The following is a 9,533-nucleotide window of genomic DNA, read 5'->3' on the forward strand; positions in this document are numbered from 1 at the left end:
GGCGCCAGATGGTCGGTGCCGGCGCCCGAGGCGAGATCGGCGCCATCGACCGTGCGCGCCTCGGCGATCGAGCGGCGGATCAATTCCTGCGCGTTTGCCCAGTCGAAGCCCATGCCGCGCTGCGACGTGTCCATCGCTTCGGCGATGCGGAAGCCCAGCCGCCACAGATGGTGACGGAACGCCATCGTCCTCTCCCAGTCGATCACCGGTCTGGACCACGGATCGGTCATGGCGAGCGGATCGGCAACGACGTGCGCGGCGGCATAGGCGATACGCGAAAATCGCGCGCCGATGTCAGGCTGCACGGGCTCGCCGACCAGCGTGTACCGGGTGCTGCCGCCACCCTCACCAGGCAAGGAAATGTCCATCCATCGCTCCCTTCACAACGCTACTAAATGGAACGTTCCAATAAATCAAGGACCTTTAAGATTCGAACTCCCTGCAGGATGAAATGCTGCATTGCAACAGGAAAGCCTTATGAAGCATGCCATTTGAGTACGCACAATCGATGTTCGAGGCGCGGGAAAAATCCCGATTGACTCACGAGCGGAGCAGAGATTAGAACGTTCCAATAGTTTTGGGCCTGCAGTGGGGAGGATGCATCTGGATGGCCAACCGGGCCAAGGCGACGATATTCGACATCGCCCGCGAAGCGGGCGTGTCCAAATCGACGGTATCGCTCGTGCTCCAGGGCAGCGGACTGATCCGGCCCGAAACAGCGAGCAAGGTGCGCAAGGCGATCGAGGATGTCGGTTACGTCTACAACCGCGGCGCCGCCAATCTGCGCAAGGCGCACTCCAACGTCATCGGCATGGTCATCAACGATCTCACCAATCCTTTCTTCGCGGAGCTGGCGGTCGGCATGGAGCGGGTCTTCCAGTCGGCCGGCATCGTGCCGTTCATCGCCAACACGGCGGAAAATCCGGTGCGCCAGGAAGAAGTGCTGAAGTCGCTGATGGAGCAAGGCGTCGCCGGCCTCATCGTGTCGCCGGCTCGCGGCACGACGCCGGGCGCCTTCAGGCGGATCGAGACGGCAGGTCTGCCGGTGGTCTTCGCCATGCGCCGGCTTCCCGAGAGCCGCATTCCGGTCATCGCGCCCGACAATCATCGCGGCGCCTATCTCGCCACCGCTCATCTGATCGGCAAGGGACATCGCCGGCTGGTCTTCTTCGGCGGCTCGTCCGATCTCGTCGTCTATCACGAGCGGCTTGGCGGATTTCGCGAAGCCTGCGAGACGCAGGGCATCTCCGACCGCGACACTCTGGTCGTCGAGGGAGAGACCAGCCGCAGAGGTGGTATCGCATGCCTCGAAACCGCTCTCGCAATGGCTGAACCGCCGACTGCGGCACTCTGCTTCAACGACGCCGTCGCCTTTGGCGCCATGCTGGCGCTGCGCAAGCGCGCGCTTGAGCCCGGAGTTGATTTCGCCATCGTCGGCTTCGACGATGTGGCCGAGGCCGAGCATTACATGCCGGCTCTGACCAGCGTCGCGGTGGACTCGGCGGGTCTTGGCGAACGTGCCGCCCATGTCATGCTGAAAATGATCCAGTCGCGCACCACACGGGCCGAAGACCATATCGGCGCGGTCAATCTGGTGGTCAGGGAAAGCTGCGGCCCGGATCGCCGCATTCGAAACAGGGCGGCCGGTTCGGGAGGCGCTGCATGAGCGTCAAATGGAGCTTGATCGGCGCCAGCACGATCGTCAGGCAGTTCATGATCAACGCCATCCGCGCGCAAGGCGAGGACAGCATCTGGTCATCGGCGTCAACCGAAGCAGCATTGCAAACCGCGAAATCAGGCAAGGCGGTCGCAATCGACCCTGAATTCGGGAGTATGAATTGAGCAAGGTGGTCTCCGCGGCGCAGGCAGCCGGCCTGGTCAAGGACGGCATGGTCGTGTCGGTGTCCTCGTCGAGCGGCCTCGGCTGCCCCGATGCGGTGCTCGCCGCGATCGGCGAACGCTTCGACGCAGAAGGCCATCCGAAGAACATCACCACGCTGCACCCGATCGCAGCCGGCGACATGTATGGCATCAAAGGCATCGACCATCTGGCCAAGCCGGGACTGCTGAAGCGTACCTTGTGCGGCTCCTACCCGTCCGGCCCCTCCTCTTCCGAACCGCCGCAGATCTGGAAGATGATCGGCGACAATTCGGTCGCCGCCTACAACGTGCCGTCCGGCATCCTGTTCGATATGCACCGCGAAGCCGCGGCCAAGCGGCCGGGCGTGCTGACCAAAGTCGGTCTCGACACCTTCGCCGACCCGCGCCACCAGGGCTGCGCCATGAACGACGCCGCCAGCGAGCCGATCGTTTCGGTGCAGCAGTTCGACGGCGAGGAATGGCTCTATTTCCGCTCTATCGTGCCGCAGGTGTCGATCATCCGCGCCACGTCGGCCGACGAGCGCGGCAACCTCACCTACGAGCATGAGGGCGCCTATCTCGGCGGACTGGAACAGGCGCTCGCCGCCCGCAACAATGGCGGCATCGTCATCGCGCAGGTCAAGCGCGTCGTCGAGAACGGCACGCTGAAACCGCATGACGTGCGCGTGCCGGGCGTCCTGGTCGACCATATCGTCGTTGCGCCCGACCAGTTGCAGACGACGCTGACACCCTATGACCCGGCGATCTCGGGAGAAATCTTCCGGCCGCTGTCGAGCTTCCGCACGCCGGAGATGAACGTGCAGAAGGTGATCGCGCGCCGCGTCGCCATGGAGTTGCGCGACGGCATGGCCGTCAATATCGGGTTCGGCATTTCCGCCAATGTGCCGCGCATCCTTCTCGAGGAAGGCCAGCACGGCAAAATTACCTGGGTGATCGAACAGGGCGCGGTCGGCGGCGTGCCGCTGCTCGACTTCAAATTCGGCTGCTCATCGAACGCCGACGCCTTCATGCCCTCGCCGCACCAGTTCATCTATTTCCAGGCCGGCGGCTTCGACGCCTCGCTGCTGTCCTTCCTGCAGATCGATCGACACGGCTCTGTGAATGTTTCGAAGCTTTCGGCGCGGCCGCATGTCACCGCCGGCGCCGGCGGCTTTGTCGACATCACCGCACGGGCGAAGAAGATCGTCTTCTCCGGCTTCTTCAATGCCGGCGCCAAGCTGTCTCTGGCCGATGGCGGCATCCGCATCGACCACGAGGGCAAGGTCAAGAAGGTGGTCAACGAAGTCGAGCACATCTCGTTTTCGGGCAAGCGCGCGGTGGCGCAGGGACAGGACATCACCTATGTCACCGAACGCTGCGTGATGAAGCTGACGCCGGAGGGGTTGGTCGTCACAGAACTCGCACCCGGCATCGATCTGCAGCGTGATGTGCTGGCCCAGTCGGAAATTCCGTTGGCCGTTGCCAGGGACCTCAAGACGACACCGGCAGCCCTCTATCAGGAGCAACCGATAGGCCTGTCGCTGAATGGCGGCGCCTCGGTCGGAGGCGCGCGTGGCTGAGCCTCTCGTCACCTTCGAGCAGGATGGCGCCATCGGTACCATCACGCTGCGCCGGCCGGAGAAATTCAACGCACTGGACATTCCGATGCTGCGGGCGCTAGAGACGGCGCTCGACGCGGCCGAGATGGCCGAGGGCGTCCGCGTCGTGCTGCTGCGCGGCGAAGGCAAGGGCTTTTGCGCCGGTGGCGATGTCGAAGCCTGGGCGCAGATGAGTGCCGCCGATTTCCAGGTGCAGTGGGTGCGCTACGGCCACCGCGTCTTCGACCGCTTGGCGCGGCTGCGGCAGCCGACAATCGCCGTCCTGTCCGGCCATGCGCTTGGCGGCGGCCTGGAACTGGCTGCGGCTTGCGACTTGCGCGTGGCGGAAACACAAGTGAAATTAGGCTTCCCGGAAACCTCGATTGGCGTCGTGCCCGGCTGGTCCGGTACGCAGCGCGCCGTGCGCCGCTTCGGCGCGCAGACGGTGCGCCGCATGGCGCTGGGCGGCGAGATCCTTCTCGCCCCCGAGGCACTCGCCCTGGGCATCGTCGACCGGGTGGTCGCAACTGGCAACGCACACGAAGAAGCAAAGGCGTGGGCGGAAAAGATCGCCGAGCGCGGCCCGCTGGCGACGGAAGCCGCCAAGCTGATGATCGCGGTCGCCGAAGGCGAGGAAAGTGCCGCCGCCACCGAAGCGCTGGCCAGCGGCTTCATCGCCCTGACCGGCGATCTGAAGGCCGGCGTCGATGCCTTCAAGGCCAAGCAGAAGCCGGCCTTTTCGAGATCCTAGAGCAAACATATGAACGCACCCCTGAAGATCGCCATGCCGGCCGAGGCGGCCGAAGCCCCGAAAGGCTACAAGCTGCTGATCAACGGCAAGCATGTCGATGCCCGCGACGGCCGCACGATTGCTCGAAACAGCCCCGGCCACGGCTTCACCGTCTCGCACTATGCGCAGGCCGGTGAGGCCGAAGTGGAAGCCGCTGTGCTTGCCGCCCACAGGGCTTTCGAAACGGGTCCATGGCCGCGCATGAAGGCGGCCGAACGTGCCGGGATCCTGCTCAAGGCAGCTGATCTGATCGAGGGCCGGCTGGAAGACATCGCCCGGCTCGACGCACTGGAATCGGGCAAACCGATCGCCCAGGCACGCGGCGAGATCGGCGGCGCCGTCGACATCTGGCGCTATGCCGCCTCGCTTGCCCGCACCCTGCATGGTGAAACCTACGCCAATCTCGGCGACGCCATGCTGGGTGTCGTCCTGCGCGAACCGATCGGCGTCGTCTCGATCATCACCCCGTGGAATTTCCCGTTCCTGATCGTCAGCCAGAAACTGCCCTTCGCGCTCGCCGCCGGCTGCACGGCGGTGGTCAAGCCGAGCGAAATGACCTCGGCCTCGACCTTCGTGCTCGGCGACATCCTGATGCAGGCCGGCCTGCCCGCCGGCGTCGTCAATATCCTGGCCGGACTTGGCGCCGATGTCGGTGCGCCGATGGTCAGCCACCCGCTGGTCGAAATGGTCTCGTTCACCGGCTCCACCCGCGTCGGCAAGATGACGATGGCATCCGCCGCGCAGTCGCTGAAGAAAGTCTCGATGGAGCTCGGCGGCAAGAACGGCCAGATCGTCTTCCAGGACGCCGACCTCGAAGCGGCCGCCGATGCGGCGGTGTTCGGCGGCTTCTTCAATGCCGGCGAGTGCTGCAATGCCGGCAGCCGGCTGATCGTGCACGAGGCGATCGCCGACGATTTTCTCAGCGCCGTCAAGGCGCTTGCCGCCAGGGTCACGGTCGGCGATCCGCTCGATGACCAAACCAAGGTCGGCGCGATGATCTCGTCCGACCATTTGGCCAAGGTTGCCGGTTACGTTGCGGCAGCCGCGACCGAGGGCAGCAGCATCTACAGCGGAGGCAAGCAATTGGCCTCCAATATCGGTCAATACCTCGATCCCACCATCATCCGCGGCGTCACCGAGGACATGGCCATAGCGCGCGAGGAAGTGTTCGGCCCGGTGCTCTCGGTGCTGACTTTTGAATCGATTGAAAAGGCGTTGCACATCGCCAACAACACGCCCTATGGTTTGTCGGCGGGCGTGTGGAGCGCCAGCATCGACACTTGCATGTCGGTCGCGCGCGGCGTGCGTTCGGGAACCGTTTGGGTGAACACATTCATGGAAGGTTATCCCGAGCTGCCTTTCGGAGGCTATAAGCAGTCCGGTCTCGGACGCGAACTCGGCAAACGCGCCGTCGAGGATTATACCGAGGAAAAGACAATCCAGTTTCATCGCGGCCAGCGCACCGGGTGGTGGGTCGGCTGAGTTGAGAAGAACCCGGCGGCATCCGCCGGTCGTGTAATGCAACAAGGGAGGAAGTACATGTTGCGCAAACTGCTTATCGGAACGGCTCTCGCGTCGGGCCTGGCTTTCGCGGCCCACGCCGAGGACGTCAAGGAAGTCCAGATGCTGCATTGGTGGACCTCGGGCGGCGAAGCGGCTGCTCTCAACGTCCTCAAGGGTGATCTGGCCAAGGAAGGCTATGCCTGGAAGGACGTGCCGGTGGCCGGCGGCGGCGGCGATGCCGCCATGACCGCGCTGAAGGCGATGGTCGCGGCCGGCAATTATCCGACCGCCTCGCAGATGCTCGGCTACACCGTGCTCGACTATGCAGCCGCCGGCGTCATGGGCGACCTGACCGAAACGGCGAAGAAGGAAGGCTGGGACAAGTCCGTTCCGGCAGCCCTGCAGAAGTTTTCGGTCTATGACGGCAAGTGGGTCGCGGCGCCGGTCAATGTTCACTCGGTCAACTGGCTGTGGATCAACAAGGCCGTCCTGGACAAGATCGGCGGCACCGAGCCGAAGACCTTCGACGACTTCGTTGCCCTGCTCGACAAGGCCAAGGCGGCAGGCGTGATCCCGCTCGCTCTCGGCGGCCAGAACTGGCAGGAAGCCACCATGTTCGACTCCGTCGTGCTGTCGACCGGCGGACCCGAGTTCTACAAGAAGGCCTTCAACGACCTCGATGACGAGTCCCTGAAGTCCGACACGATGAAGAAGTCGTTCGACAATCTGGCCAAGCTCGTCACCTATGTCGACCCCAACTTCTCGGGCCGCGACTGGAACCTTGCCACCGCCATGGTCATCAAGGGCGATGCCCTGGTGCAGGTCATGGGCGACTGGGCGAAGGGCGAGTTCCACGCCGCCAACAAGACCCCGGGCACCGACTTCCTGTGCTATCGCTTCCCGGGTACCGACGGCTCGGTGATCTACAACTCCGACATGTTCGGCATGTTCAATGTTCCCGACGACCGCAAGGCCGCCCAGGTCGCACTGGCCACCGCCACCCTGTCGAAGAGCTTCCAGTCGGCCTTCAACGTCGTCAAGGGTTCGGTCCCGGCCCGTACCGATGTTCCGGACACCGACTTCGACGCTTGCGGCAAGAAGGGCATCGCCGACCTGAAGGCAGCCAATGAAGGCGGCACGCTGTTCGGCTCGCTGGCCCAGGGCTATGGCGCGCCTCCGGCGGTCGCCAATGCCTATAAGGATGTCGTCTCCAAATTCGTCCATGGTCAGATCAAGACCTCGGACGAAGCCGTGACCGAGCTGGTCAAGGCGATCGACGACGCCAAGTAAGCGCCACGCACCAAAAACGCCTTCCCCGCTCCGGCGGGGAAGGCCCAGATCCGCGAACATAGATCCGCGAAGCTGGTTGGCCGCGAGTCGACGGGAGGAGCCCCATGAGCACGGTAGCGACAAGCCAGATCAAGCTGACGCCGGAGCATGCGCGGCCACGCGCCTCGGTGCGCTCGCGCCTGCAGGACGCATTGCCGAAGATCGTGCTGGCGCCGAGCTTCGCCATCACCATCGTCTTCGTCTACGGCTTCATCCTGTGGACGATCTATCTGTCCTTCACCAATTCCAAGACCTTCCCGTCCTATGTCCTAACCGGCTCGCGCGCCTATCAGCGGCTGTGGGGCTGGACCTTCGACACAGACCCGCCGTCGAGCTGGTACACGTCGATCACCAATATGGGTATTTTCGGTTTCCTCTACATCGCGATCTGCCTGGCGCTCGGCCTGTTCCTGGCCATCCTGCTCGACCAGAAGATCCGCGGCGAAGGCGTGTTGAGGCCGATCTATCTCTATCCGATGGCGCTGTCCTTCATCGTCACCGGCGTCGCCTGGAAATGGTTCCTCGATCCCGGCCTCGGTCTCGAGCAGACCTTGCATCAATGGGGTTGGACGAGCTTCCATTTCGACTGGATCAAGAACAAGGATTTCGTCATCTACACGGTGGTCATTGCCGGCGTCTGGCAGGCCTCCGGCTTCATCATGGCGATGTTCCTGGCCGGCCTGCGCGGCATCGACGGCGAGATCATGAAGGCGGCGCAGATCGACGGCGCCACCACCTTCCAGCTCTATCGCCGCATCGTCATCCCGCTGCTGCGGCCGATCTTCCTGTCGGCATTCATCGTGCTCGCGCACCTCGCCATCAAGTCCTACGATCTCGTGGTCGCACTGACCAGCGGCGGGCCCGGCGGCTCGGCGTGGCTGCCGTCCAACTTCATGTATGAGTACACGTTCAAGCGCAACGAAATGGCCGTCGGCTCGGCCAGTGCGGTGATCATGCTGATGACCATCGTCGCCATCATCGTGCCCTATCTCTATTCGGAACTGCGGGAGAAGCCGCGATGAGCGCCGTCACCACTCCCGCCCGCCAGGCCTCCGGCGGCGTCAACGTCAAGGTCATCAACCGCATCGTCATCTACGGGCTGCTGGCTCTGTTTGCGCTGTTTTACCTGATGCCGCTGTTCGTCATGCTGGTGACCTCGTTCAAGACCATGGACGAGATCCAGAACGGCAACATGCTGGCGCTGCCCAAGGCGCCGACCTTCGACCCGTGGCTGAAGGCGTGGGGCGAGACCTGCGTCGGCCTCACCTGCGCCGGCATTAAGGGCTATTTCTGGAACTCCATCAAGATGGTGGTTCCGGCCGTTCTGATCTCGACCATGCTGGGCGCGCTGAACGGCTACGTGCTGACGAAATGGCGTTTCCGCGGCGCAACGCTGGTGTTCGGGCTGATGCTGTTCGCCTGCTTCATTCCGTTCCAGTCGGTGCTGTTGCCGATGGCGACCATCCTCGGCAGCCTCGGCCGCTTCGGCGTCACACTGCAGAACTCGGTCGGAACGAGCTTCGGTCTCGGCAACCCGACGGTCAACCTGGTCTTCGTCCACGTCGTCTACGGCATCGGCTTCACCACGCTGTTCTTCCGCAACTACTACGAGGCGTTTCCGACCGAACTGGTCAAGGCGGCACAGGTCGACGGCGCATCCTTCTTCCAGATCTTCCGCCGCATCATGCTGCCGAACTCAATGCCGATCTTCGTCGTCACCGTCATCTACCAGTTCACCAACATCTGGAACGACTTCCTCTTCGCCTCGGCTTACGCCGGCACCGGCGACGCGATGCCGATGACGGTGGCGCTCAACAACGTCGTCAACACCTCGACCGGCGTCGTCGAATACAACGTCAACATGGCCGCCGCGATGATCGCGGCACTGCCCACCCTTCTCGTCTATGTGCTCGCCGGCCGCTACTTCGTGCGCGGTCTCATGGCTGGCGCCGTCAAAGGATGATCTGATGGCTTTTCTGGAAATTGATGGTCTGAGAAAGCGCTTCGGCCAGGTCGAGATCCTGAAAGGGATCGATGTCGAGCTCGAGAAAGGCGGTTTCCTGGTGCTGGTCGGCCCTTCCGGCTGCGGCAAGTCCACTTTGCTCAACACCATCGCCGGCCTGGAGACGATCACCTCGGGCGAAATCCGGGTCGACAGCCGCGCCATCAACGATCTGCACCCCTCCAAGCGCGACATCGCCATGGTGTTCCAGAGCTATGCGCTCTACCCGAACATGACGGTGGCCGGAAACATCTCCTTCGGCATGGAGATGCGCGGCGTGCCGGCGGCGGAGCGCCAGAAGGCGATCGACAAGGTGGCCAAGGTGCTGCAGATCGGCCACCTCTTGCAGCGCAAGCCGAGCCAGCTTTCGGGCGGCCAGCGCCAGCGCGTCGCCATGGGCCGGGCGCTGGTGCGCGACCCCAAACTGTTCCTTTTCGACGAGCCTTTGTCC

Annotated in this window: 10 protein-coding genes; 9 read left to right on the top strand and 1 reads right to left on the bottom strand. The window is 63.6% G+C overall.

The genetic code is table 11. From position 1 onward, the window contains the following. On the bottom strand, window positions 1-368 hold a 368-nt coding region (locus EN925_RS10815), incomplete at its 3' end, for a DUF993 family protein (protein WP_128336526.1). A 239-nt stretch (window positions 369-607) separates the two neighbouring features. On the opposite strand from EN925_RS10815, the gene EN925_RS10820 reads away from it, so the two are divergent. The 9 genes from EN925_RS10820 to EN925_RS10860 form a co-directional block, all read left to right on the top strand. After that, the gene (locus EN925_RS10820) at window positions 608-1,666 is read left to right on the top strand and encodes a LacI family DNA-binding transcriptional regulator (protein ID WP_127365982.1); all 1,059 of its coding nucleotides are present in this window, start codon (window positions 608-610) and stop codon (window positions 1,664-1,666) included. Next, on the top strand, window positions 1,663-1,842 hold the full coding sequence (locus EN925_RS10825) for a hypothetical protein (RefSeq protein ID WP_063173051.1): 180 nt from the start codon (window positions 1,663-1,665) through the stop codon (window positions 1,840-1,842). Before EN925_RS10820 ends, EN925_RS10825 begins: the two co-directional genes overlap by 4 nt. Beyond that, a complete protein-coding gene (locus EN925_RS10830) occupies window positions 1,839-3,440 on the top strand; it encodes an acyl CoA:acetate/3-ketoacid CoA transferase (protein WP_127369151.1) in 1,602 nt (533 codons plus the stop codon). Before EN925_RS10825 ends, EN925_RS10830 begins: the two co-directional genes overlap by 4 nt. Beyond that, a complete protein-coding gene (locus tag EN925_RS10835) occupies window positions 3,433-4,209 on the top strand; it encodes an enoyl-CoA hydratase/isomerase family protein (RefSeq protein ID WP_013529703.1) in 777 nt (258 codons plus the stop codon). Before EN925_RS10830 ends, EN925_RS10835 begins: the two co-directional genes overlap by 8 nt. 9 nt (window positions 4,210-4,218) lie before the next feature. Beyond that, window positions 4,219-5,730, top strand: a complete 1,512-nt coding sequence (locus EN925_RS10840; RefSeq protein ID WP_063168955.1) for an aldehyde dehydrogenase family protein — start codon at window positions 4,219-4,221, stop codon at window positions 5,728-5,730. Window positions 5,731-5,787: 57 nt separating this feature from the next. Continuing rightward, complete coding sequence (locus EN925_RS10845) at window positions 5,788-7,041, top strand: ABC transporter substrate-binding protein (RefSeq protein WP_013529701.1); 1,254 nt, start codon at window positions 5,788-5,790, stop codon at window positions 7,039-7,041. A 104-nt stretch (window positions 7,042-7,145) separates the two neighbouring features. Continuing rightward, complete coding sequence (locus tag EN925_RS10850; RefSeq protein WP_024502750.1) at window positions 7,146-8,102, top strand: sugar ABC transporter permease; 957 nt, start codon at window positions 7,146-7,148, stop codon at window positions 8,100-8,102. Further along, on the top strand, window positions 8,099-9,043 hold the full coding sequence (locus tag EN925_RS10855; protein ID WP_024502751.1) for a carbohydrate ABC transporter permease: 945 nt from the start codon (window positions 8,099-8,101) through the stop codon (window positions 9,041-9,043). Before EN925_RS10850 ends, EN925_RS10855 begins: the two co-directional genes overlap by 4 nt. A 4-nt stretch (window positions 9,044-9,047) precedes the next feature. After that, the coding region (locus tag EN925_RS10860; protein ID WP_164894177.1) for an ABC transporter ATP-binding protein at window positions 9,048-9,533 on the top strand (486 nt) is incomplete at its 3' end.

The organism is Mesorhizobium sp. M7A.F.Ca.US.006.04.2.1 (genome assembly GCF_004022915.1).
GTDB classification, from domain to species: Bacteria; Pseudomonadota; Alphaproteobacteria; order Rhizobiales; family Rhizobiaceae; genus Mesorhizobium; species Mesorhizobium ciceri.

Bases quoted from the DNA above. Each gene is read 5' to 3' on its own strand.
- EN925_RS10820 (WP_127365982.1), top strand. From the start codon at position 608: ATGGCCAACCGGGCCAAGGCGACGATATTCGACATCGCCCGCGAAGCG.
- EN925_RS10825 (WP_063173051.1), top strand. From the start codon at position 1,663: ATGAGCGTCAAATGGAGCTTGATCGGCGCCAGCACGATCGTCAGGCAG.
- EN925_RS10840 (WP_063168955.1), top strand. From the start codon at position 4,219: ATGAACGCACCCCTGAAGATCGCCATGCCGGCCGAGGCGGCCGAAGCC.
- EN925_RS10845 (WP_013529701.1), top strand. From the start codon at position 5,788: ATGTTGCGCAAACTGCTTATCGGAACGGCTCTCGCGTCGGGCCTGGCT.
- EN925_RS10850 (WP_024502750.1), top strand. From the start codon at position 7,146: ATGAGCACGGTAGCGACAAGCCAGATCAAGCTGACGCCGGAGCATGCG.
- EN925_RS10855 (WP_024502751.1), top strand. From the start codon at position 8,099: ATGAGCGCCGTCACCACTCCCGCCCGCCAGGCCTCCGGCGGCGTCAAC.